This is a genomic window from Poseidonibacter ostreae, assembly GCF_009208075.1.
GTDB lineage: Bacteria > Campylobacterota > Campylobacteria > Campylobacterales > Arcobacteraceae > Poseidonibacter > Poseidonibacter ostreae.
Genome location: NZ_WFKJ01000010.1, coordinates 1 through 25,668, shown reverse-complemented (window position 1 = coordinate 25,668; position 25,668 = coordinate 1). Strand labels below are relative to the sequence as shown.

Annotated in this window: 29 protein-coding genes and 1 pseudogene; 27 read left to right on the top strand and 3 right to left on the bottom strand. The window is 25.9% G+C overall.

Annotation, left to right across the window (positions count from 1 at the left end; genetic code table 11):
* Positions 1 to 362 precede the first annotated feature (362 nt).
* The 25 genes from GBG18_RS04905 (at position 363) to GBG18_RS04790 (ending at position 21,345) form a co-directional block, all read left to right on the top strand.
* Entirely contained in the window at positions 363 to 881 is a 519-nt protein-coding gene (locus GBG18_RS04905) for a hypothetical protein (RefSeq protein WP_152188933.1), read from the top strand.
* Positions 882 to 1,275: 394 nt separating this feature from the next.
* Positions 1,276 to 1,521 carry a hypothetical protein gene (locus tag GBG18_RS04900; RefSeq protein ID WP_152188931.1) on the top strand — a complete coding sequence of 82 codons (246 nt, stop codon included), beginning with the start codon at positions 1,276 to 1,278 and terminating at the stop codon, positions 1,519 to 1,521.
* Positions 1,521 to 1,676 carry a hypothetical protein gene (locus GBG18_RS15300; protein ID WP_193311071.1) on the top strand — a complete coding sequence of 52 codons (156 nt, stop codon included), beginning with the start codon at positions 1,521 to 1,523 and terminating at the stop codon, positions 1,674 to 1,676. Before GBG18_RS04900 ends, GBG18_RS15300 begins: the two co-directional genes overlap by 1 nt.
* A 236-nt stretch (positions 1,677 to 1,912) precedes the next feature.
* Positions 1,913 to 3,067, top strand: coding sequence for a RecT family recombinase (locus GBG18_RS04895; protein WP_152188929.1), 1,155 nt, complete (start codon positions 1,913 to 1,915; stop codon positions 3,065 to 3,067).
* Positions 3,068 to 3,138: 71 nt separating this feature from the next.
* Complete coding sequence (locus GBG18_RS04890; RefSeq protein ID WP_152188928.1) at positions 3,139 to 4,095, top strand: PD-(D/E)XK nuclease family protein; 957 nt, start codon at positions 3,139 to 3,141, stop codon at positions 4,093 to 4,095.
* A gap of 72 nt (positions 4,096 to 4,167) precedes the next feature.
* Positions 4,168 to 4,497: a hypothetical protein gene (locus tag GBG18_RS04885; protein WP_152188926.1), complete on the top strand. Its 330-nt coding sequence runs from the start codon at positions 4,168 to 4,170 to the stop codon at positions 4,495 to 4,497.
* Between the two features lie 48 nt (positions 4,498 to 4,545).
* Complete coding sequence (locus GBG18_RS04880; protein WP_152188924.1) at positions 4,546 to 4,803, top strand: hypothetical protein; 258 nt, start codon at positions 4,546 to 4,548, stop codon at positions 4,801 to 4,803.
* Positions 4,793 to 5,098 (top strand): hypothetical protein, encoded by a 306-nt coding sequence (locus GBG18_RS04875; protein ID WP_152188922.1) that lies wholly within the window; start codon positions 4,793 to 4,795, stop codon positions 5,096 to 5,098. Before GBG18_RS04880 ends, GBG18_RS04875 begins: the two co-directional genes overlap by 11 nt.
* 21 nt (positions 5,099 to 5,119) lie before the next feature.
* Entirely contained in the window at positions 5,120 to 6,826 is a 1,707-nt protein-coding gene (locus GBG18_RS04870) for a hypothetical protein (RefSeq protein ID WP_152188921.1), read from the top strand.
* 20 nt (positions 6,827 to 6,846) lie between these two features.
* Positions 6,847 to 7,719: a hypothetical protein gene (locus GBG18_RS04865; protein ID WP_152188919.1), complete on the top strand. Its 873-nt coding sequence runs from the start codon at positions 6,847 to 6,849 to the stop codon at positions 7,717 to 7,719.
* Positions 7,720 to 7,731: 12 nt separating this feature from the next.
* A complete protein-coding gene (locus GBG18_RS04860; protein WP_152188917.1) occupies positions 7,732 to 9,108 on the top strand; it encodes an adenine nucleotide alpha hydrolase family protein in 1,377 nt (458 codons plus the stop codon).
* A 91-nt stretch (positions 9,109 to 9,199) separates the two neighbouring features.
* On the top strand, positions 9,200 to 9,751 hold the full coding sequence (locus tag GBG18_RS04855) for a hypothetical protein (RefSeq protein ID WP_152188915.1): 552 nt from the start codon (positions 9,200 to 9,202) through the stop codon (positions 9,749 to 9,751).
* Positions 9,752 to 9,791: 40 nt separating this feature from the next.
* Positions 9,792 to 10,214 (top strand): hypothetical protein, encoded by a 423-nt coding sequence (locus GBG18_RS04850; protein WP_152188913.1) that lies wholly within the window; start codon positions 9,792 to 9,794, stop codon positions 10,212 to 10,214.
* A gap of 127 nt (positions 10,215 to 10,341) precedes the next feature.
* Positions 10,342 to 10,848, top strand: a complete 507-nt coding sequence (locus GBG18_RS04845; RefSeq protein ID WP_152188911.1) for a hypothetical protein — start codon at positions 10,342 to 10,344, stop codon at positions 10,846 to 10,848.
* Positions 10,848 to 11,798 carry a hypothetical protein gene (locus tag GBG18_RS04840; RefSeq protein WP_152188909.1) on the top strand — a complete coding sequence of 317 codons (951 nt, stop codon included), beginning with the start codon at positions 10,848 to 10,850 and terminating at the stop codon, positions 11,796 to 11,798. Before GBG18_RS04845 ends, GBG18_RS04840 begins: the two co-directional genes overlap by 1 nt.
* 41 nt (positions 11,799 to 11,839) lie before the next feature.
* The gene (locus GBG18_RS04835; RefSeq protein WP_152188907.1) at positions 11,840 to 12,412 is read left to right on the top strand and encodes a hypothetical protein; all 573 of its coding nucleotides are present in this window, start codon (positions 11,840 to 11,842) and stop codon (positions 12,410 to 12,412) included.
* Between the two features lie 145 nt (positions 12,413 to 12,557).
* Positions 12,558 to 14,444 carry a phosphoadenosine phosphosulfate reductase domain-containing protein gene (locus GBG18_RS04830; protein ID WP_152188906.1) on the top strand — a complete coding sequence of 629 codons (1,887 nt, stop codon included), beginning with the start codon at positions 12,558 to 12,560 and terminating at the stop codon, positions 14,442 to 14,444.
* 15 nt (positions 14,445 to 14,459) lie between these two features.
* Complete coding sequence (locus GBG18_RS04825; protein ID WP_152188904.1) at positions 14,460 to 14,954, top strand: hypothetical protein; 495 nt, start codon at positions 14,460 to 14,462, stop codon at positions 14,952 to 14,954.
* Positions 14,955 to 15,008: 54 nt separating this feature from the next.
* On the top strand, positions 15,009 to 15,248 hold the full coding sequence (locus GBG18_RS04820; RefSeq protein ID WP_152188902.1) for a hypothetical protein: 240 nt from the start codon (positions 15,009 to 15,011) through the stop codon (positions 15,246 to 15,248).
* Positions 15,238 to 16,572, top strand: a complete 1,335-nt coding sequence (locus GBG18_RS04815; RefSeq protein ID WP_152188900.1) for a hypothetical protein — start codon at positions 15,238 to 15,240, stop codon at positions 16,570 to 16,572. Before GBG18_RS04820 ends, GBG18_RS04815 begins: the two co-directional genes overlap by 11 nt.
* A gap of 88 nt (positions 16,573 to 16,660) precedes the next feature.
* Positions 16,661 to 17,206 carry a hypothetical protein gene (locus tag GBG18_RS04810; protein WP_152188899.1) on the top strand — a complete coding sequence of 182 codons (546 nt, stop codon included), beginning with the start codon at positions 16,661 to 16,663 and terminating at the stop codon, positions 17,204 to 17,206.
* 142 nt (positions 17,207 to 17,348) lie between these two features.
* Positions 17,349 to 17,900 (top strand): hypothetical protein, encoded by a 552-nt coding sequence (locus GBG18_RS04805; RefSeq protein WP_152188897.1) that lies wholly within the window; start codon positions 17,349 to 17,351, stop codon positions 17,898 to 17,900.
* Entirely contained in the window at positions 17,897 to 18,250 is a 354-nt protein-coding gene (locus GBG18_RS04800; protein ID WP_152188895.1) for a hypothetical protein, read from the top strand. Before GBG18_RS04805 ends, GBG18_RS04800 begins: the two co-directional genes overlap by 4 nt.
* A 141-nt stretch (positions 18,251 to 18,391) precedes the next feature.
* Positions 18,392 to 21,040, top strand: a complete 2,649-nt coding sequence (locus tag GBG18_RS04795) for a hypothetical protein (protein ID WP_152188894.1) — start codon at positions 18,392 to 18,394, stop codon at positions 21,038 to 21,040.
* An 83-nt stretch (positions 21,041 to 21,123) separates the two neighbouring features.
* Positions 21,124 to 21,345: a hypothetical protein gene (locus GBG18_RS04790; RefSeq protein WP_152188892.1), complete on the top strand. Its 222-nt coding sequence runs from the start codon at positions 21,124 to 21,126 to the stop codon at positions 21,343 to 21,345.
* 889 nt (positions 21,346 to 22,234) lie between these two features.
* Here the strand turns inward: GBG18_RS04790 and GBG18_RS04785 are convergent.
* A complete protein-coding gene (locus GBG18_RS04785; protein WP_255467362.1) occupies positions 22,235 to 22,813 on the bottom strand; it encodes a LysR substrate-binding domain-containing protein in 579 nt (192 codons plus the stop codon).
* A 69-nt stretch (positions 22,814 to 22,882) separates the two neighbouring features.
* Positions 22,883 to 22,987: pseudogene (locus GBG18_RS15640) on the bottom strand (helix-turn-helix domain-containing protein); the annotation flags it as partial.
* 88 nt (positions 22,988 to 23,075) lie between these two features.
* Between GBG18_RS15640 and GBG18_RS04780 the strand changes: the two are divergent.
* On the top strand, positions 23,076 to 23,999 hold the full coding sequence (locus tag GBG18_RS04780; protein ID WP_130234450.1) for a cation diffusion facilitator family transporter: 924 nt from the start codon (positions 23,076 to 23,078) through the stop codon (positions 23,997 to 23,999).
* A 410-nt stretch (positions 24,000 to 24,409) separates the two neighbouring features.
* Here the strand turns inward: GBG18_RS04780 and GBG18_RS04775 are convergent, their stop codons facing one another.
* A complete protein-coding gene (locus tag GBG18_RS04775) occupies positions 24,410 to 24,853 on the bottom strand; it encodes a hypothetical protein (protein WP_152188888.1) in 444 nt (147 codons plus the stop codon).
* 317 nt (positions 24,854 to 25,170) lie between these two features.
* Here GBG18_RS04775 and GBG18_RS04770 point away from each other — a divergent pair, with 317 nt between their 5' ends.
* Positions 25,171 to 25,635, top strand: coding sequence for an SHOCT domain-containing protein (locus GBG18_RS04770; protein ID WP_152188886.1), 465 nt, complete (start codon positions 25,171 to 25,173; stop codon positions 25,633 to 25,635).
* Positions 25,636 to 25,668 lie beyond the last annotated feature (33 nt).

Genomic DNA, 25,668 nt, shown 5'->3' with positions numbered 1-25,668 from the left:
GTATATAGTGATATATATAGTGAGCAGATAAGGTAATGCTTATCGGAAAGTAAAAACTGACAAAATAGAGCCAATTCGCAGCCGAGCTTTTGAACTAAATTATTTAGTTCATTTATCTATAAATATATAGAAGCAGGTTCAACGACTAACGAAAAGCATACTTATAGTAGAGAACTCATCTATAAACCCCTTTTTTATTTAGAGAAGTAATTTAACAAAAACTGAATCTATTGTAAGTATGAACTTAGTAGTGTAAGCCACAAGCAAGTAATTAATAACACCCAAAAAAAAATAAAATGTCACCATACATAAAATTAAAATCAACTACCCTATCAATAGGGTAATAACACAAGGAAATAAAAATGTCACCAAATAATAAAATCCAAAATAATAAACCAAAAAAAATTTCACAAGAAGAAAGAAATCAAAACCTTCTTGAATTAGGTGGAAGAGATGCAAGAGTTATTATTGCAAATACAACTGAAACAAAAACTTTATTAAGTAAGTTCTTTAAATTAGATGCCATATCAAAAAAATCAAGAGAACAAGTAGGTAATCAATTAGATATTGAGAAATTTTCGGAACTATCAAAGAAATTTGAAGAAGCAAATAAGATTATTGATGAAATCATTAAAATTGGTACTGAAGAAAACTTATACTTTGACCCAAGAACTAAAAAGTTTTCTTACCATGAAGCAGCAATAACTAAATCTTTACAAGAAGGTAAACTAGCAAAAGAAATTGCAATCGAAATTAAAATTCCAGAAGAAAAAGTAACAAGTTGGATTAAATTAATTAATTCAAAAAATGAAGAAATAGAACCAAAAAAATCTGAAGCTGTAAAAAAAACAACTAAAAAAGATGATGTAAAAGCATCATAAAAATAAATTAATTACAAAGTGGTTGAAAAATGGGGATAAAGTAATAAATACTTTATAAAATATAGTCTGCTCTATGTTGAGAAGCATAGCTGTTGCAAGTGCAACGGGATAAGTTTTGCGAACTTATCTGAACGCAAGGATTTTAAATAATATCGAAATTTAATTAATAAATTTCCATAAGGAGATAAGAATTTTACTCCATATGGAATATTATCTTCTTGTCTTTTTATGGGAATTTATTCTAATAAAAATCAAGGAGGTACAACTTTACACCAAACTATTGTTGCTAAAGCACTAATATAGAATTACTTAGTTGCTTTTGCACCCTAGTTCTCTTCTTTTTAGTGTTTAAGTTAATTCTATTAGCATTGCTAATTCACTAAAGGAAAAACTAATGAGTAAAAAAGACAGATTAATGAAAATTGAAAGTTTTCTAAAACAATCGATTTTTCTAATCATCGGATTTATAATAAGTCTACTTGTATCATTATATGATTACATATTAACAAATGAATATAGCAATATATTTGTGCTAGACTTATTAATATATATAACAATCTTATTAATTTTAAATATTCTTTTAGCTAAAATGTCTAAAGAGTATATTAAAAAATTAGATGAGATTGCAAAGGAAGAATAATGGATATTTTTAAATTTATCATATTTATGACAATTTTATTATCTACTGTTTATTTTCTATTAAAAATATTTTTAGATAGAAAATTCTTAATTAACATAAATCAAAAAATTGATAATGCACTTAATTTTATAAATATAAAAACAAATATTAAATAAAAGTAACTATCTAACTTAGGTTAATGATACTTCTAATTTAATTATTTGATGCATTGAAATCAATTCTTAATCTTAAAGTGTTCTAACACTTTTTACTAATCAAAAAATCTTACAACTGTTGCTTTTAGCACATACAAATAAATGAGTTATATGTGTTAAATATTACAACACTACCCTTCTCCTTATTTTATGTGACAAAGCTAAACTTTAAAACATAATTCATACAGGAAATTAAAATGAAAAATTCACTAATACAAAATAATACAGGCTTAAATATTGTTGGTTTAGATCAAATGGAGCAAATGCTTACACTTGCAAAAATTATGTCAACATCATCTGTTAGTATTCCAAAACACTTAAAAAACGAAGGTGATTGTTTAGCTATTATTATGCAATCTGCTCAATGGGGAATGAATCCATTTTCTGTTGCTCAAAAAACCTTTTTATTAAATGGTGTCCTTGGTTACGAATCACAACTAGTATCTGCAATTATTAATAATAATGCTCCAATACAATCCAGACTTGAGTATGAATATTATGGTACTTGGGAAAATGTAATTGGAAAAACAAAAGAAAAAGTTTCACCAAAAGGGCATAAATATCGTGTATCAAATTCAACTCCTGAAGATGAACAAGGTGTCGGTGTTATTGTACGTGCTACATTATTAAATGAAACAAAACCTAGAGAATTAAAATTATCACTTTTGCAAGTTACTACAAGAAATTCAACTCTTTGGGCTGAAGATCCTAAACAGCAACTTGCTTACTTAGCTGCTAAGAAATGGAGTAGATTATATTGTCCTGACGTTATCTTAGGTGTTTATACAAAAGATGAGGTTGAACAAATTGTTGAAACAAAGTCTTACTTAACAGCTTCAATTGAAGATGCAATCAGTCAACTAGGTTTACAAATTGAGAAACTTAATGATTATGCATACATAACAGGTGATACATTTCAACATAGTAAAACTATAAAAGAATTAGGATTTACATACGAAGACGAAAAATGGACAATTTTAATTGATTCATCTACTAGTATTCAAACTACAAATCAAAATAAAAATGTTGATGATGAAATAATTTATGAAGTTACAGAAGAAGTAAAAACCTCATCAAGTAATCAAAATTTTAACACTCAACAAAAACCAAAAAAACAATCTTCTGCAGTAAAACTGTTTAATTTTCTAAAAAATGAAATGAAACTAAATGATGAAAATATTACATCTTTTGTAAATGATGTTTTAGGAGTAACTAAAGAAGATACTGAAGATATTGATGAAATACTTTCTGACTTAACAAAACTTAAAAATATGGTTGATGAATTTAAAGAAGTACATGGAATTAGTTCAACTAATGAGTGTATAGAAGGAAATTTATTTTCTAACAAGTAAAACTATTCAGAAAAAATTACTAACAAAAAAAGATTTTAATATTTATTTTAATCTTCCACAAAAGGACTACTATGTCACTAAATGAAAACTCACAAAAAACAGAATTTGACTTATACATTGAAGATAAGCTACCAAAAATCATTGCTGAAGAAACTAAAGAATCTTTAGGTGATAGAACTAAATATATTGGTGCATCTGATATAGGAAGTTGTTTAAGAAAAGCATATCTTTCAAAAAAACATATTGTTGAATATGATATTCCTCAATACATAGTTTTTCAAAGAGGTCATATAGCTGAAGGTATTGTAGAAAAAATGCTACAAGGAATGAACTATTTAACACAAGTTGAAGCAAATGGAAAAGCACTTAATGGTTTTGATATCAAAGCACATATTGATTTTACTATTACTAGTAAAAAAGAAATTGTTGTTATTGAAGCAAAATCAACTAGTATTCCTGTAGACGAACCTTATGAATCTTGGATTTTACAAATTCAGTTACAAATGGGTTTACTACAGAAAAAACACCCTAATAAGACTATAAGAGGTTATGTTATTGCAATTGATGTTAATACAGGTTGGAATAAAACTTTTAAAGTTAGCCAAAATCAAACTTTATATGATATTGCATTCAACAAAGCAAATTTACTTGCAAATGCATTACAAACAAATCAAGAACCTCTTGCTGAACAACAATTATTTTGTTCTAAATGTCCTTTCAAAAAAGATTGCCCTGCCCTAGTTTCAAAAAGTAATACGGTATTACCTATGGAAGTTTCAAAATATATAAAGAAATTAGGATTACTTAAACAATACGAAAAAGAAGCATGGATAATAAAAAAATCATTAAAAGATTTTATGAAAACAACGAATAATAATATAGCAAAGTTTAATGACACAACTATTCAATTAGTTTCAAAAAATAATAACTATGACATGGATGTATCAAGATTTAAGATTGAAGAACCAGAACTATATTCAAAATACAGAAAAAAGAATGATGTTTACTCTTATGTAAAAGTCATCTAATGTTTTAAATAAACCCACAAGGGATTTAAATATCCCTTATGGATATTTATTCCCTTTTTTTAAGGAAATAAAATGAAAACTACAATATCAACTCAAAAAATGTTTTTTGATAATCAAGATGTTTTACTAACTAGTTCAATGCTAAGAAGTATTTTACATCTTATTATCATACCAATCACTATAGTATTAATAAATACAATACCACCCTACTTCGTAATATTCTACATAACACTTATTTCTACATTGCACTTAATACGTTGTAAATTAACACCAACAACTGAAAATATTTATAGAAAGAATTTATTTTTTCTAATAATTAAAACAACTGTAATAGCAAGTTTATCACTTTTTGTTGCACTAGTTTTTGTTTCAATTGTTGGTCAAGGAGTTTACTATGCTTGATTGGGAAGTTAATGAAGAAATATATGAATTTATAAATAAGGGTGAATAATGTCAATTAAAAAATTAAATGTTCAATTAACAAATAAATTAAAAAAATTGGACCAACTAAAAGATAAAAAAAATAAATGTGTTAATGATCAACATACTTTTGAAAATGATTCACTTGACTATGAAAATGATAAAAAATATATCAAATTAATTGATTTAGATTTTGATTTAGCATACAAAATTGAACAAATAGAAAAAGATATTAAATCATTAAGAAACAAAATAAATTATAGAAAAAGGATTTCTAATGTCAGCTAATAAAAGTAAAAAGTTAAGAAGTTTAGTAAAAGCTCCTTCATTAAAAATTTTACCAAAAGAACATTTTTGGATTAGTGGTTTAAAACGTGAGTTTGAATTAACAGCAATTGTTCCTTTATACGTATATGTTTTAGACAATATTGATGAATTACCAAGAAACAAGGATTTAGAATTGTCTATAGGAAGTAGTACTATTATTTATAAAATTGATGATTCAGAAAACATTTATCTTATTACTGGATGGATAGGTTCTAGAAATTCTAAGAAAACAAAAAAATCACTACCCCATCAATAGGGTAACAAGAAAGGATAAAATATGTTAGATTTACAATACTATACAAAACATGCACTAAATGAAGAGGATGCTGCATTATTTTTAAAACATTTTAAAAATGATAAATATAACTCTTTATATGCATTCATTAAACAACTAGAAAATATGGATAACAAACTTTCTTGGATTAATAAACAAGAATACAAAATAAAACTATTAGAACTATGTAATAGATTCAAATTAGGATTAGAACCATTAGTTATACCTATTAATCAAAAAATTGAATTCTTAGAGTCACAAATAAACATTGGTATAGACTTCCCAGAATTTCAATGGAAAAATAATGCTCATGGTGGAATTTGTCCTAGCTGTGGTAAAAAAGAACTTTTTGTACCAAATCATGGAGAATCAAATTTTATCAAATGCTCACGTGAAAACAAATGTGGATACAAATCAAGTATTTATAATTATCTTAGAAAAGAAAAAGGTCTACAAACAATAGATGCTTTATTAGAACTTGCAAAAAGAATAGGAATAGACTTTGATTTATATCAAAAGTCTTTAGAAGTACATTTAGATACTGAACAAATAAATTTTAAAGTACCTAAAAAAGTATCTTCAACTGTAACAACAAATAATGAAGTGACTTATACTAAATTTGATGTAAACAAGAAATATACTGAAGTAAATTTTTCTAAAACATTAGAATTGTATTCTAATATGAATGAGAAACAAAAATTCATGATGATTGTTACATCAATATATGAGTATTCATTAACTTCAAATCAAAAGAAAAAAATTAAATATTACAAGAGTAGAGGTATTTCAGCATTAACATATACTAAATTATTATCAAAAGTTAATCTTATAAATACAAAAGTAGGGTACTTATCAATTGATGACTTAGAAAATCTAATTAATCATTTAAAAGAAATTTACTCAACTGAAGACTTAATTCACTTTGGTGTAATTAACGATGATAATCATAAGTACCCTCATTCATTTAAACATTATTCTGAAGAAGGCTTTTGTGTTATTCCTAGTTTTGATTTGTATTCAAATATGGTTACAGGATTAAAACTTAGAAATACAAAACTAGCACAATGGCAAAGTAAGAATTTAAAAGAACCAGAATTATCATTTAGTAGAATAGCTTCTCCATTACCATTTGGTTTAACAAGAGAAGTACTTCAAAGTAAAAATTCAATAATAAGACTTCAAGAAGGCTCAATAGATTCTTTTTCATTACCAATCATGCATAACACATATGATGTAAGTATTGCAGGTGTTAATGGTATGAGGATTGAAGATTATGGACTTTTTGAAAATAAAGAAATAGAAATTTGGTTTGATCAAGATTATGCAGGACAAAAATCTGCTTATGGAATTAAAACTCTTAATGTATCTTTATCATCAACTGAATTATCTCACTATAGCCTTTTAATGAAGTATCAAGATTTAAATGATTCAAATATAACTTCATCTAAAGTAGGGGATATTACAAATATTAAAATTCAATTTATAAATAGTGATATTTATTTAGATGAATTCAATAAGCATTTGAATTTATTCAAAGACAAAAATATAAATTATGACATCAGTATTAGTAAAGGTATTAAAGATTTAATACTTGATGCAGGTGCTAAAAATGTAAGTGTTAAAACTTGGGATATTGAACTAGGTTCTGATATCAATGAAGTTTTACAAAAAAATAATATAGAAAAAATAACTACCCCATCAATAGGGTAATAAAAAAACAAGGAAAAAAAATGAAAAGTGTATTAAGTTATCCAAATAGAGGTAAATGGGGAAAGTCAAGTTGGAGAGGAAATAGTTCAGGATATATTATCAAAGAGATGATTGAACATTTCCGTCCAAACTTGTTTGTTGATGCGTGTGAAGGTTCTGGAACATCAAGAGATGTATGTAAAGATATGAATGTAAATTATGTAGGTCTAGATTTATATAATGGCAATGACTTTACAAAAGATTCAATACTAGAACAATTACCTCATCCTACAGATATATGTTTTACTCATCCCCCATATCACAATATGATTACTTATTCTGGTTCTGTTTATGGTGATGATGCAATAGTTGGAGATACTTCAAGATGTGATAATCCAGAAGAATTTATTTCAAAATCTCAACTAATGTTATTTAACCAAAGAGAAGCAACAAAAGAGGGTGGTATTTATTCAACTTTAATTGGTGACCATAGAAAGAATGGAAGCTTTAGAAGTTACCAATCCGACTTTATACAAATGATGCCTAAAGATGAACTTTTATCTGTAACTATTAAACTTCAGCATAATTGTTTATCTAACAATACGCATTATAACGGTAATTTTATTCCCATTCTTCATGAATATTTAATTTTATGGAAGAAAAAGAAAAAATCTATGATTGCAATTTCATTTGATATTGCTTCAGAATTACAAAAGAGGGTGGCTACAACTTGGAGAAATGCAATTAGAATCGTAATGATGAAATATAAGACTGCTCCACTCAATATTATCTATGATGAAATTGAAAGAGTTGCAGCACATCTAATTACTAATAACACTCATTGGAAAGCTAAAATTAGACAATTACTACAAAAACATTATAACAATGTTCAACGTGGTGTATGGTCTTTATAATGGAGAATTACAATGTCTTACTTAGAAACAAATCTATTTGATAAATTTGATGATATTTTTGTCAATGAAAAATCACTTAGTAACTTAACAGTTTTATGTATGGGTGCAGGGCAAGATAGTATGACAATTTTTTTAAAAATCTGTTATGACAAAGACTTTAGAAAGAAATATGCTACACATCAATTACTAGTACTCTTTGCAGATACAGGAAACGAACATCCTTTCACGTATGATTATATTGATAGAGTTCTTATTCCATTGTGTAAATTACATAATATTGAATTTGTAAAAATTACTAATGATATGGGGTTTCATTCTAGAACTTGGCAAACACTAACTTATCAATGGAAACTTAATACACCAACAATTGGTTCAATGGGTTATCCTAAAAGCTGTACTCACAACTTAAAATTACTACCTCAATACAATTACTTAGGCGATAGAATTTCAAAGAAATACAATCTACCCAAAGGTAATAAAAGAGAATATGTAGAATATGCAAAATATCATGGGAAAATAAGATTTCTTATAGGCATATCTAAAAATGAAGAAAAAAGAGTAAATGGTTCTTGGCACATCTTAATGAATAATAATAAAACATTAGGTCATCTGCGAACTATTAAAGGTATTGAATATTTTGCAACTTCTGAACATGGTAACTTAAAAGTGTCCTATAAAGATTCAGATAGATATATTCAAATTAATAAAAAAGAAATTCTAATTGAATTCACTTACAATGTAGAATACAAGGAGAAATGGAAAAGACAATCTATAATTACTGAATATCCATTACTTGATATAGGTTATGATAGAACAACTTGTCAACAGTATATTAATTCGTTAAATATTGAAGTTCCCTTTCCCTCTAATTGTATTTTTTGTCCTTTTTCAAGTGGCTCTCACATGGAAATATTATGGTTATATATGAACTTACCTATGAAATTCAAAGAGTGGGTTGTTTTAGAAGAGAATAAACTAAAGCATTATAAGAACAATCACAATATTGTTTTAAATAAATTAGCTAAACCTCATCCAGATCAAAAGAAAACAATTAGAATCGACTTACTAGAAAAGATATCAACAACATATCTAAATCAACAATTAGAAGCTGCAATTAAAACTAATACACAAATTACTATTAATTGTTTGAACTATAAAGATAATACATCTATTGAAGACTTCATAAATAAAACAGAAAAAGTTTTAAAAATGAAAGTTCCAAATCTTGGTGCTACTGCAAGACTTCATAAAGATGGAAACAATAAAGGCAATGCATTTACATTAATTGATATGCTAAATGAAGCTAAAGAAAAATATCCTAATGTTACATTAGAGGAATTACAAAGATACAAATTTTCTCATGGAAATTGTGTTGAATCTCAATACTAAATAAATGTTGTAATAGCACATTACTAACTAATTAACATTCATAAATACAATTAATGTCTTTTATGAATAAAATCAAAAATCAGGAAATATTATGAATAATAAGAAACTATCTACATTAGAAAGTGTAAATGCGATTAAAAAACTTGGACATGAAAATAAAATGTTTAAGGATTTTTTTAAAGAACTAGGACTTGACCCTTTGACTATTAATGATTTAATTATCAATGGGTCAAATGATGAATGGAAAAATCAAATGAATCATAAATTTCATTATTGGAAGTTTGATACAGCATTTGAAGGAATGGAAATTTTAAAAGAATATTACAAAAAATCTGGTGGAGAAAATACAGATGATTTTTTCGATTATTATGCAAAAAATCATAGTTTTTATTTTCATCCAGATGTTCCTATTAATCTTCGTTTTGAAGCAATTCAATTAGTTCGTACATACTACTTTAAAAAAGATTCAATTGAATCTAAGTGTATAACAGAAAGAGTTGATGATGAGAAAGATATGTTCATGAATTTTTGTTATTTAGATAATACACCTGTTCCTAAAGGAATTAGAGTAGGTCTTATGGTATTTAACGAAAAGTTAGAGATGGATGTATTAAGACGTGATTATGGAATTTTGTTCAACTAGAAACAATACTTATTATATATAAAATAAACAAGGATAACTTATGAGTTACGGAAAAGAAATTAAATTTAATGCAAAAGAATACTTAGTTGAATTAACATCTGGGTCTTCTTTACATGTTTATGTAGCTGAAAAAACAAGCAATGACGAATACTCAATGATTTTTGATGATGATTTTACTGATTCTTATAAAGAGGAAGCTAAACTTATTGAAAAAATTTATGATGAAGATGAAGAATTTTATGCAATATTACATACTGTTTTAGATAGTAAAAATATTACTAACCCATATGAAGAGTATAGCTCTTATATTAAAATTATGATGAAACAAATGTCTACAACTGAAATATTAAATTCAGATTCAGACGAAAAAATTATTTATAATATTAATTACCCACTTGATTACATGCTTGATGATTTTGAAAGAATTACAAAAAGCATAATTGAAAACTCAAAAGAAAATTAATAATACCTAATTAATGGTATTCAATAAAAATTAAATTACTTACTAGTCGCTTTTAAAGCTAACCCCTAGGGATTTTACTTTCCCTTTGGGTTAGTATTCTCTTATTTAAATTTATAAGGCAATTATTATGTTTAAAAATAAAAATATATTACAAGTTATAAAAAACCAGTTAGATTCAATACCAGATTTAAATTATCAATACTTATCTAGTGATTTATATTGTCAAAACGCTATAACATTTGAATTCAATCAAGAATGTTTAGATTTACAAGAAGAATTAACTAAGATTTTTGAAAATATTTCTTTTGAGAAAATCGGTATTTATAACTATATAAAAAACAAAGAATGGGCTAAAGGCACTTCTTATAAAGTAACTATAAAAATAAATAAATTTAATCACATATATCAACTTTCCCAATTCAATACACATTTTGATTCAAACTCAAGAGTTGAATTTGGTTATTTTGAATCATATGATGAAGCTTACAATGCTATGCTAGAAGGCTTTGAAGAACTCTATAAGGGATTTAAAGAAAACTTCTATACTAATGGTTCTAATCAATGGATAGATGACACTCATTCATTTGGTGTAATGATAAATAAAATTGACTTAAATCACTTTAGAGAAATCTAATGAATGAATATACAGGTTATATTGCATTTAATCATCACTATGGCTATCTCTTAATTGGTGAAATTATTGTTGCAAATCAATATGAGTTTTACTTACCACCTGTTTCAATGTTAGATATTGATTATCATACTGAAGTGTTTAGATACAAGGCAACTGAATTTGTTTTACAAAATAGTTTACTTGATCTAAGTATTGAAGAAGATAGTTTTGTTGATGATATTGAAATATTTAAGTTTATGGGTATGAACTATATTCCAAAAACTAAACTTTATATTGGTTCTCCAACAGGTAAAAAAAGAACTGCTACTTATGAGAATAATTGGTCCACAATGGAAACTGTAAATATGTTAAGAATTAAACAAAGTGATGCTCAACAACATGGCTTCGCATTTGATAATGGTGTATTTGCTGATTTTATAAATGGTTTATCCTTTAATGACAAAAAGTTTAAGGAAAAACTACGAACATTGCATAGAGAAAGAAAATTTCCTGATTTTATCGTTGTACCTGACATTATCGGTGGTGGTATTGAATCTTTAGAATATAGCATTAGTTATTTATCTAAATTAGATTTTTGTCCATTTCCGAAATTTTTAGTTGTACAAAATGGTATGGAATTAGTTGATGTAGAACCTTATCTATGTAAACATAATAATAAACAAAATATAGAATTTGATGGTTTGTTTGTTGGTGGCTCTCCTACGTTTAACGGATTTGGAAAACCAAAATCAACAGAAGTCGAATGGAAATTAAAAACAATGGAATCGTGGACAAAACTAGCTCATAAGTATGATAAAAGATGTCATATAGGAAGAGTAAGTTCAAAAAGAAGACTTCAATTTGCAAGAAGCATTAGTGCTGATAGCTGTGATACTTCAATTGTTAACTTTTCTCCAAAAGAATTTAAAAAATTTGAACATGCATCAAAACAAGGTGTATTTGAATTTTAAATAATAATACCAATTAATGGTATTCAATAAAAGGAAATAGAATGAACACAAAATTTAATGAAATCTTTTTTAATAGATTAAATGAATGTGAAATTATTAATAATCAAGAAGTAATAGACTTATTTTTATCAAAAACAGTAGAGAAAGAATTAGATGTTTCTTATTTTCAATATGCATTTAATGCTTTAGAAGAAAATGAATTAGATGTTTTTTCTTTAAAGAAAATAGTTATTGATGAAAAGGAAATTTATTACATAGATAATAAAGAAGAAGTTGAATTTGATATTGAAAACTATGGATATAACTTAGACAATATAGATGCACATCGAGAAGTAAATACTTTTTGTATGAAGGATATTGATAAAAAGTTACTAAACAGACTTTCAAATAAAGACTTTGGTTCTTATTATTCTCATAAAAAACCTATCTATAAAGGACGTGACATTGATTTTGAAACATCAATTGATCTTGTTACTACAGATTGTTATTTAATAAAGAAATATATTGTTTGTAAGTTTGATCAAAATAAATATTTTATCAAAGTATCAGAATCAAAAAGCCTATATAAAAAAACATATAGTAATTATGGTACTGAAGGTAAAGATTGGGCTTAAATCAATAAAAGAATAATAAATTAATCGCTTTTAAAGCTAAACCCCTAGGGATTTTACTTTCCCTTTGGGTTAGTACATCTCTTTATGGTGTGTTCAAATTTTAATAAATAATACCAATTATTGGCATTCAACAAAAAGGAAGATTATGTCATATAGACCTAATATAAGAATCTTTGAGGATAAAATAAAAAAACTACAAAGAAAATCATTTAAAGATAAAGGTTTTGACAAAGAACTAATTACATTAATTAAACAAGATATTGAATCTTTTTTAAATTGTATAACCTCATTAGATATAGAAGGTTTTACTGCTCCTATCATACTAAAACAGATAAATACATATAGCGAATTAATATACCTATATGTTGTTGATTCAAGAGTTTTTAGTTGTGCATATTCGGGTGGAAAAGATTCAACTGTAACTATGGATGTAGTTCTAAAGTCATTATTATTAATTAAACATATGTATGGACAAGAATTTATTAATAAGACTACTTATGTAATCTTTTCTGATACTTTACTTGAAATGGACCCCGTTATAGAAGGTATTTTAAACTCAATCAATAAGATTGATGAATTTGGTATTAAACACAAGCTTTGTTTAGATGTAAGAAAAGTTTCACCTAGTACTAAGAACACTTATTTCTCTTTGCTGATTGGAAAAGGTTACATTATGCCCTCTAGAAATTCAAAAAGATGGTGTACTGATCGTTTAAAAATCCAACCTCAAAAGAAACTAATTGTTAACATTTTAAATCAAACTAAAAACGGTTTTATTGCAATTACAGGTCAAAGACAAGATGAATCATTAGAGAGAAAAAATCGTATGAAAGCACAAACGGTTGAAGGCTCGTTTAAAGTACATGAATTCAAAGATTGTAATCTCTATGCTCCTATTGAACATTGGAATACTTCTGACGTTTGGAATCATATTGATAATCACAAACTTACTTGGATTGATTCGTTAACCCTTGGAAGAGTTTATGCTGAAGCATCTGGTGATGGAGATGAATGTAGAAGTCTTTTAGAAGGTTTTGAAACAGGCTCTAAATTACAATGTGGAATGAGTGCTAGATACGGATGTTGGTCTTGTATGATTTTTGAAAAAGACAAAACATTAGGTAACTTAACTAAACACTACCCATACATGAAAGAAATGGAAAAACTAAGAAATTGGTTTGCTAAATATAGAGATGGTCATTGGGATCATAATAGAGATGTATATATTCATGGTAAACATAAAATGAAAAATTATGATTTTGATAACCACCGACATGGAATGAAAATTCCTGGGGGTTACACTTTATATTTTAGAAAAAGAATGTTATCTGAATTATTAAAATGTGAAAGAAAAGTAATAGAAGAAAGAAAAACACCTCTTATTACAGATGCAGAATTAGCTTATATTCAAGAATGTTGGATTGAAGATGGTGACTTAGATATGAGTGTTGTAAAAATTGCTCATGATAGAAATTTTAAACACCTAATCAATCCCTTATATCCTAGAGTATTAGTTGCTGTTGAAGAAATGAGAGATTTTACTAAACCTAAAGTAGGTTATGTTGATGTGTACAATTGGAAATATGTTTATGATGAAAACGATAAGTTTGCTTTTGATAGCAGTAAGTTTTGTGATAGATACTTTTGTCAAATGGCTATTCAACTTGAAAAAAAAGAAAAAAACTCTATAGCTTTAATGAAATCACTACACTCAAACAAAATTAAATTATCAGATAAGCAAATGCTTATTAACTACATAAAAATACTACCTCTTGAAACTAGCATGGATTTTGTTGACTCAACAAAAGAAAACTATATTAGAGAAGAGTGGCGAAAAGACAAAATTGGTTTTATTACCTTTTTGAATAAATTAGAAAATAAAGAAATTAAACAACCAGAACATAACTTATTCGGATATGACGGAGATTATGGTAGTCACTTTGAACAATTAGATGAGTTCAATAAAAAAGGTGACATTATCCATTGTGAAAGTATTTCCTTACAAGACAAAATGAGATGGTTTGAAAATTAATAATAGGAATTTCACATGAAACCCAATTTAGAAAATATAAAAGAATGGCTAGAACGATATACAGATACAAAATATAATGATGTTGAATTTAAACAAATTGACATTGATGCAATTGAAGAATGTTTCAATATATACATTGGTAACTTTGATTTAAAAAGTATCAGTTCTGGCAAAAAATTAAAAGAAAAATTACTTAACTTTCCTAAACCAATTAAATTCTCTAGTACTTTTGTTTCAGAAGAACATGATGCTGCTGACGAAATGGTTTATGAATACATATATGGAATTACAGGAACTCGTGTTATTAAATACAGGGCTGACTGTTGTTCAATCAATAAAAAGTTTGAAAATTATAAATTTCAGATATGGCATTGTCATTGGAATAATCAAATAATGATTGATAGAGGAAACCACGTACATCTTATTAGAATAATGTGGTGTTCACTATTTAACGCAATATATGACTTCTTTGATACAAAAGAAGTTTACAAACAACAATCTTTATTTTAAAGATTAAAAACAAAAATAACTACCCCATCAATAGGGTAATGAAAAAGAGAAAATATGAATAAAATTACTAAAAAGTTTAAAGATAGGAAAGCATTATCAATTGCACTATTAAAAGGCGAAAAATGGAAAGTTATAGGAGATTATAAAGGCTACTGCTTTTATAAAGAACCATCTTCTTTTGAAAGTTATACTTCACCATTTAGATTTGGAACAAAAGAAAAGAACTATGATTTAGATGGTTGGTGGACTTGTGCAGATGGAAAACATTTATGGGAGAAAAAACATGAGTTTTAATAACTTAATAAATGAAAAAAATAAAATAAAAGACTTTGACAAGCTTTGTAAATATTTTGATGTCGTTGAACTTGATTCTTCAAATGAAAAATATAATTTACTAACTTGTAAAGATAAAATACATAAAGTTAATACAAATGTTAAATTTAGTGTTTGGTTACAGTTAAAAATACAAAAAAATGATGCTAATCATGAAATGTACAATAGAAAGAGTGATATTGAATATTTGGAATCTTGTGTAAATGAGATTTTAAATTGGGTTGATTTACTAAAAAGTTTTGAGAAAAGCAATGAAAGTATTCAATTATCATTATTTGAAGAACCTCAATCTGGAATTATTCTTGATAAGTTACCTGATTCACCAAAACAAGGAGAAGATAGAGTATGGAATAGTTATTTCAATACTCGTAACAAAGTTCAAAGATCAAATCTTATGAAGCAATATACATTCTTTGAATTATTTAATGATTCAAATGCATATTGGCTTTATTCAGATATTGATTGGAGAAAATTTTTACCTTCTAAAGATGAGGTATTAGAAGAATTAAAAAGAGTAATTTTAAAGTACAAAGACAATTGTGGTCGTTATGATGATGGTTGGTTTGATGATACTTATGATTATATTACAGGAGCAGGTGCATTAAGTGATTATGAATTATATAGAAGAGTCATGTTTACGACAAGATTATTCTTTATTAAACGTAAAAGCTATAAACATGTAACTACTGACTTATCTTTCTCTTCATGGGTTCATCCAGAATGCATTGAAGAAATATTTTGGTTTGATGGTAGAAAATTTAATTATTCTCGTAACAGCGATAATGATAAAACTAAACTTCCTTCATTTGACTTCTTTGAACCTAGTTTCATAGATTGGTTAAGGAAAACTTTAAAAGTTCCATATGCTGATTATCAAACAGATGAGGAAGTATTAATCTGTGAAGTTACAAAATTTATGAATGGCTATTTTTCAAATTTACTTGATTGGAAAGATGAAATTAGCAATTCTAAAACTTCAAAAGAATTTATATCAAAAATAAATAAATATTTCAAAGAACATGCTCCTAATTTTAGAAATGGTGGTTCTTCAATATGTCAAAATGACGGTTATAATGGTCAAATTACATATGATAAAAAATCAGAAATATTAATAAGACAAGAATTAACATTTAGAAAAAGTATCAATAGAGAAATTAATGAAATTTCTAACTTTGGTGACAATGCAATTATATATACATTAAAAGGAAATGAAATCTATAAAAAAGCATATGAACTTCATCACGTAGAAGAACAGGTGCAAACTGATTTATTTGATTTTATTTAAACCTAAAAATACAATGCCATTACAGGCTAACGATAACTAAATGGTTTATGAAAATCACTTCATACCATTAACATTAAAAGGAAAAAAAATGACTACTGAAATTGAATATGGTTATACAACTATACTTGGACATGAGATTAAAATTAATGGATTTACAAATGAGCTTGAAGATACTTTCATAACGTCAATTAATGATGGAATTCTTGCAGGTGAAGATTCAGGAAGTTTAGTTATAAATGGAGAAACTTACGATTGGGAAATTATTAATGATCAACTACCAACATATGAAGATATAGATTTTAATAAAATTCTTCAGATGGATAAAGAAAGTAGGATATCAATTAGTGTTTCTGAATTGATTAAACTTGCAGCTGTTAACAAAAGTGCAGGTATTGAGAATATAACCTCATCATATACAATTAGAAAAGTTCCACAAGATACTTATTTAGATTTAATTGACACTTTACAAAAGTCTGATAACTGGATTGCTGAAACTGATAATGATGATAATTACACTCAAGTAGATGTTGAAGATAAAACATTAGGAATTATTAAAGATTATGGTCTTTTAACTAATGAGCAAATCAATACTATTATTAATCAAAAAGTCACTTCAATTATACTTGTGTCTTAACTAGTCATAAACTACATAATAAAGATGAATTAATATCATCTAACTAAGTTGCTATAAGCTAATAAAAACCCAAAGGGGTTCTGGAAACTTTCCAACCCCTTATGGGATTGGTCTGTTTTCTCAAAATAAGGAAACAAACATTATGAGCAAAAATATATATAAAGAATTAGAAAATACAGTACTTAAAACTTTAAAGTATTTTAAAGAAGATTTAACTGTTACAGATAAATCTATACTAAAAAACTACAAGGGTGCGTTTCTATATGCCTATAGGGATAAAGGAACTAGCATTTGCTTACTAGATATTAATAAACATGATTATTCTAAATCTGAAAAACAAATGGAATTTAGATTATCAAATATTTGGTATTACTTAAATACAACAAATAAAGACTTTTTATATTTTGATGGTGAAAAATTAAAAAAAATCACTCGATTTGAATTAAATGCTTTGTTTAATATACATAGTAATGAAGTTTTAGAAAAGAAAAAGCTTCTAAATGATTTAAATATTGAATTAATCACTTTTGAACTTTTAAATTTAATGACATCTACAAGATGTTGGAAACACTATGTTTTAAATAGTAATAACCCTGCATTAAGAAGACTTAGAAATTATTTTGATTTTGAAAAGATTAAAAAAACAGATAAGCATATTGAATTAAGAGCTGAACTTACTAGGTTGTTAAAATGAGGATTTTAAAAAATACTCTAATTACTCAAGCTGTTTGTGAAGCATTTAATCATGATATTAATGAAGGTAAAGACTATTTATTATTTGATGGTAATAAGTTTGGAATTTTAATAAGTACAGGACACGAAATGTTACCTGTAGAATTTGAAATTTTAGATATACAATTAATGAAAAAAGCTTTAATAAATCTAGAAGAGATAGATATTTCTAGTACTAATTCAACAATAAAAGATAATAGATTTTCATTTGATGAAGATTTAGCAATCATTATAAATAGCAATATTATAACAATTGAAGATGATGATTTACTCGCCTTCTTTTGGAATGATATTTCAAGCTTATTTATTTAAAAAATAAAAAGAATAATTACCAGAATAAATTTGGTAATTAGCAAACTCGCCACTTGGCTAACAAAAACCCATCAAGGGGTTCTGGAAACTTTCCAACCCCTTATGGGATTGGTCTGTTTTCTTTTTTAAAAGGAAAATAAAATGGCAAATAAAAGTTTAATAAATGTTTCAAAACATGAAGATAAATTAAGAAAAATTATCAAATTAAATGAAATTGGTTCTACAATCTATACTGACAAATCATCAGAAGCTTTAAGTTTTGGATGTTCTAAATCAGAATTTATTGAAGCACTTAAAAAAGATATAGATAAGACTGCAAAAGACTTAATAGATTCAAAAGATATCTTATTAAGTATTAATAATGGTCTAGTAATGGATATTAATTCACTTGATAATAATGTTGAGAGTTTCTTCGGAAAGACATACAACAAAATAGGTAACAAAGTTACTTTATCAGGTGTTAGATTTTTTCTTAATGAAAAAACATTTCCAACAAAAACTGAAATAATTAATTCAATATATTTAAATGTTTTAAATACAAATAAAAAAGATTTGAAGAACTTATCTAATGCTCTTGCATTATATGAAACTTCAAATGAACAAATAAAGAAAGCAGTACTTTATCCTTCAATCGTTCTAGCAGATGAACTAATTGAGAGAATAGGGCATATAAGTACTAAGTTTAATAATTATAGAAATACTATGGAGTTTGACGAAAAACTTTCATTTGATACTACATTTAAAAGAAGTGGTATAACTGAAGTTATTCAAAATTCTACGTACATTAACAAAGATGGAATATTGCAATGTGTACATACTCAAAAATCAGCAGCTAGAAAAATTGCTTCAAAATTAATGAATAATGAATTCAAATATATTGAAGCTGTAGAAATAGATGGTGATGGTGATTGTGAAAAAGCATATAAACTAATAAAACAAATAGAAAGATTAAAAATCAATAGCACTCATAAATTTACATTAAAGTTTAGAAAACTAGGTAATTTACATGCTAGAGGTGTTTTCTTTCAATCAGGATTAATAGTTGCAGAAGATGTAAGAGATACAAGTGCTTTGTTGCATGAGATAGCACACTTCATACACTTATCAAATACTAATATATATAATCATGATTTTGTTAATTATATGATTGCAAAATTAAGAAGTAGAATTAACTTTAATAATTTAAATGTTACAGAATTAGAAAAAGAAGCAATAATTAAAAAAGATGCTTATTATACTGATTCTAAAGAAGTAATAGCTAGAGCATTAGAGGTTGCAAGTTTATTTGCATTTGAAGAAGGTAAATTCATTCAAAGTACAGAAGAATTTGATTTAATTAAATCAAGAGAATTTTATGCTAAATATGAAGGTATCTATTTTGATTTCCTATCATTTAATGATGAAACAATTAATGAAATGAACAAGTTATATACTTTGTTCTATGATACAACTTATGATGAGATATTAGATACTAATATAGATAATTTTGTCAAAATTGACACAAGTTATTCAAGAATTGAAAAAGAAAAAGATGCTTACTCTATCTTAAAAGAAGAAAGAAAAAGACAAGAGAAAGAAAAAAAGGCATTATTTTCATTAGTAACCTCATCAAATATAGAATTAATAATCCAAAATAAAGGTTCACTAACACTAAGAGAACTTGCATTGGTTATTATCTCAAATATATCTTATTGTGGTGGTCATAATAAATCAATGACTGCTGCAAATTGGAGTTATGTTTGTAATGATAAATCAGGCATTGTATTAATTCTATTAGAAGAAATGCAAGAGAATCTATCAAATAAAGATTACATAGGTTTTCTTTATGAATTAAAAATCACTAAGCTTCTGGAAGGAATTAAAACTTTTGCACTTGCAAAAGGGTTTAGTGTTAGTACAAGAATGTCTATCAAGGCACATATAAAAGAACATATAACAGATAGTTACTTTTTCAAACTTAAAGAAAATATGCGATTTATTTTCAAAACTCCTTTATTTTTTGCAGATACGAATTTATTAAACAATACAGAATTTGTTACAAAAACAATAGATGTTCATCCTTTAGTAGTTCAACATTTAGAAGAAATAAAATTGATTGAAAAAGAAAATCTTATTAAGTATTTTCTTTATTTTTTAGAAAAGTTTCCTAAAAAAAGTATATATATGTCTACTTCAAGTTTGATGTTAAATAAAAGAATAATGAAGAAATATCTACAAAGTCTTGATAGTATTAATTACTTAGCAAGATTTAGTGGAAAAACATTTGATACAGAAGAAATAGTTGATGTTTTGTTAGAAAAGTTTCCTGAATCACAAGAATATATTTTTGAGAGAATAGGGGATAATTTAAAAAATAATTATGATTTTATGTCAAAACACATTTCATTAAATAAAGACTTGGAAAGGTTTATAGGTGATGAAATAAAATATTTATTCACTAAAGAAGAATCTATTATCCAGAAGATTGATATTGTTGTTTCTAATGAAAAAGAATCAATTACTCAAGAAGCTGATAACAATACAGATTTTGAAGACTTAATTAAATCTTCTGAAATTGTTGATTTTACTCATACAGAAACAGGAGAAATACTAAAAGTTTTTAGAATCAAAGAAAAAATTTCAAATTTTAAAGCATTTAACAAATATGTGATAAAAAAAGAAATCGCTTACTATAGTAGAATTGCGAATGGATTCATTATTCAAAATATCGAAAAGGTTGCTACTGTTACAGGTTCAACTTTATATAGTCAAGAGCTAATGGACCTTTTTTCTAGTGGCAAATTGTTTTAAGGCTTATTTAAGAGAAAAAAACAGCCTATTTTAATTGTTCTAAAAAGAAAATTTTAAAAGTAGGGTAAAAAACTAACGTAGGAGTGATTGAAGAGTTTTATTTACATACTTCAACAGTTAACCCTAATAATGAAAGAACTCAATTAATAGATGGTGTTATTCATGTTTATGTTGATAAGAATAAGAATGATGAGGTTCAATATAAAATCAATAGTGATTATATTCAATGGAATTGTCCAAAAATAGAAAATGATATTTTTTTAACTGAAAAGGTTATAAATATGGAAATGTTCATTTTCAATTAAATAAAAAGTTTATCAAAAAATTAAATTCAGAAGTTGGTAGATTAAGAGGTTGGTTAAAAAACCCATTACATCCAACTGCAGAATTTGATATTACAATAGATGAAGCTCAAGAATATTGGGATTAAAATTTTATAATAACTGCTAAAGATTTAAAAAACTTATTACCATAAAAACCAATCAATAATAATTCTAGTTCTTCAATAGTTAATAATCTTGAAGTAAATGATGAAGTAGAAAAATTTAAAAAGAATTTAATGATGATGAGGTTACTGATATTATCATACTTGATTTAAAAGAAGATGTTGAAGAACATTTTGAAGATAATAAAATTTATGGAACAGATGGAAATACATATATCCAATCTTCATTATTTTAATAAATATAAAATAGGTATTTTTTACCTATTTTATTTCGTTTTTTCCACAAGTTGGTTAAGTTACATGCCTATTTTTAATAGTAACTTGTAAAATGCATTTTTTCAATAATTAACTTACTAATAAACCTATTGAACTATTTATATTACTCATTTTTTCTAAATATTTATTAAATATATTATCTTTTCTAAACATTCTTCTCAATTAGAGTTTAAGACTTTCTCTATTGGTTATATTTTTTGAAGGAAAATTAGACGAAGCTTTAAATATATGGTTTAAAAGCTTACTTTTTTTGTTCAATAACCCCTTAATGTTTGTGGAATTTTACAGTTTTTACTTTTTGAACACTTTGTGGAACACGGAAAGCTCATAATAGTTGACTATGTTCCAAAGATAAGAGGTTTAGAAAAAGATTATTAAGAACTTATGTCCTATAAAGTCTTAATATTCTAAGTTCCTACTCAAAAAGGAATGATAGGAAGTTCATATGACCCAAATTATTTATTATATTTTAATTAATGTAGTTTAACTCTCTTCAAATATTCATTTATTATTGGTATATAATCTTTTCTACAAATCAAGAATGTCTTTAACTCATTTGGAAGTTTTGTAAGAATTAAATTATTTGAATAGCCATATTTATCAATAATTCTTTTTGATAGATATGCTTTCCCCATTCCATTTTTCACACAACCAAGCATTACTTCATAGTTTTCAATAAAAATTGTTTTAAAATTTTCATTACCTCTATTTTTTTCATATTCAACTAAAAATTTATAGTGTGTACTATCTTTCTTGTATCCAAATAAACAGTTAGTATAATCTTGTTTTTTGGGTTCTACCATATACAAATCATCATCAAAACTATTTAAAATCATTAAATCTTTATGATTTGGAGCGCCTGTAATAAATGCAATATCAAGTTTATAACCTAATAGTTTTTCTAATATTTGAGGGTTTGCGTCTGCATATAGTTCTAATTGCATATTTGGATATTTTTTATTTAATTTATCTATAAAGGGTAATAATCTTAATGCAACATTTGCTTGACCAGAGCCAATACGAAGTGTTTCTTGATGAGTTATATTTTGCATTTTATATTGTGCTATTTCAACTTTTTTTATAATCTCAACAGCCATAGGATAGAGTTTTTCTCCCTCTTTTGTCAAAATAACACCAGATGGCACTCTATGAAAAAGGAGGTAACCTAAACTCTTTTCTAATTGCTTAATTCTATTAGTTGCATTTGATTGGGTAAAGTTTAAATCAACTGCTGCTAAAGACTATTCTTCATTAAGTCACATTTAGCTATAATCCTTTTTAAGATGATACATATAAATAAAGTAAGGGATAAAAATGTCAAAAGAAAAGAAAATTCTACTCATAATCATTGTTAATCTACTAATAGTAGTTTCTGAAATAATATTTGGGTATATCTCCAACTCATTTGCACTTATTGCTGATGCCTTACATAATGCTGGTGATGTACTAGCAGTTATAATTACTTATATAGCTTTAATTTTAGGCGTGAAAACTACAACATTCAAAAAAACATTTGGTTACATAAAAGCCGAAATGATGGCTGCTTTTGTAAATACTTTATTCTTATTTATTACAATGGCTTTAATGATTTATCAATCTATTGATAGATTTTTTAATCCTGAAATTATAGATCCTATTTATATGATAGTTGTTGGTATTATTGCAGTTATTGCTAATGGTATTAGTGCTTATATTTTAAACAATATTGGAGTATCTGCTTGTGCTTCACATGATCACACTCCTCATAATCACAATGGTGACGAAGATGCAAATATAAAATCAGCATATTTACATATGTTAAGTGATGCTTTGATTTCAGTAGCTGTCGTTGTTGCTGGTATATTTATTTATTTTTTTAAAATTTACTATATTGATTCTATTTTAACAATGGTTTTTTCAGTTTATATTTTATTTCATTCATACCCACTACTTAAAAAAAGTTTCTTGTCTCTTATGGATATGAATACATCAGATATTAGCGAACATGAACTCGAAAAAATTATAAAAAAAGATACCAGAATAGTTGAGTATCATGATTTACATATTAGTAACCCAAGTTCAAAATACAGTTTTATTTCTTTTCATATAGTATTAGATGATGATAGTATAACATTACAAGAGATAGAATCTATTACAAATAAGATGAAGATAGATTTGAAAATAAATGGGTTTAATCATATATTGATTCAAGCTGACTCTATAATGAATATACAAAACAAAACAAATTGTGTTATATGAAAACATCTTTTTAGATTGAAATATTTAAATAACTAAGACTAAATTATGTGCGCATAGTTTTCATTAAAATATAAAATTTAAGAGTAATTGTTATAGACCCTTATGTTAATGATTGAATTGACAAATTTAAATGGCTATTTTGCACTCCTTCAATATTCATAAAACTTCACTATATTAGTAGTAAAGAAGGGTTTATTTACAAGTGGCTGCAAAAAGTTCAACAAACTGTACTTTTGGAGAATGTTCCACAATTCAACTTTTTTTGGAACAAGCTATTTTTTTGTAAAAACTGCTCCAAATATAAAAATTTTAGGATAAGACTGTTTAGAGTTTTATATCCTATTTAATGTTGATAGATTATTAACTGAAAATTTAATTTATGATAACGATCTAATAAAGTTAATTACATACTAGAATATAAGATTTCCATCTTTATCAACTGGTTCTTCAATTTCATGTATAACATTATGACACTCTTGATGAACATAAACAATTTTATCCATGCATTGATTGAATAATTTAGGTGACTCTTCCTTACAACTTTTGCAAGGGGGAATCTCAATATCATCATTTTTTTCTTTTACTCTGTATTTATGAGGGCGGTCTTTATTTTTACATATATGATCGTAATCTAAATGATGTAAAGAATTTGACCTATTATCTGGATGAAGATCTTCTTGACAATGAAGACATTTTCTTTCTTGTTCTTCTCTCTTATGTTCTCTAACCTCGTATACTTTAATCATTTTAATAGCAAAGTTTTCCCACTCTTCTAATTTATCTGAAGTTGTATATTTATCTTTTATATCACTTTTAACTTGTTGCGCATTCGGAAAGGATTGTATTTTATTCATAGAAGTATTATAACTTTGTATCTTTTAAATATAGTAAAAATATTTATTTTATTAATGTGTAAATCTTAAAGAAGTAATAATGTACTATATCTGCCAGGTTTTAGAGTTGGTGTGGATTAAACAAGAATTGGAATGACACCTTATAAACTAGACTGTTGCTAAAGCAGTCCTTATTGAACATGTATTATTACGCTAGCATAATTCTTAAATATGATTATCGTATACCTTTTTATAAACTTCAATTAAAATTGAATCTTTTATCAGATTCTTTAGATAAAATTTTGTTATCATAGAAAAACTATTATAAAGGAACTATTATGAAAATTACTTCAATTATTTTAAGTATAGGAATATTTTTATTTTCAGGTTGTGCACATAAACCTATTCCTGGTTCAAACAATATTTTAGAACTTCCTAATGATTCTGCAACAATGGGTTGTGAGTTTATTAAAAAATCTAGAGTATTAAATCTAATTGGCTTGGGACATGATATGCATGTCGAAAATGCAAAAATTTTAATGATAAACGATGTTATTATTAATAATGGGAACGCTTATTTACAACACTATTTATCTGCAGGTTTTGGAGAAGCAGGTAATGCTAGTTTTAGTATTTACAGATGTCCTAAAGGATATAACTACCGAAATACAAAAATATTAAAAAATTCTAACTCAAATGATTCTATGAATAAATTAGAAAAAATTAAGGATATGTATGAACATAAATTAATAACTAAGGATGAATATGACAAAAAAAGAAAGGAATTATTAGATAATTTTTGATTAAAATATTTGTATAGAAGTTCAAAAAACAGT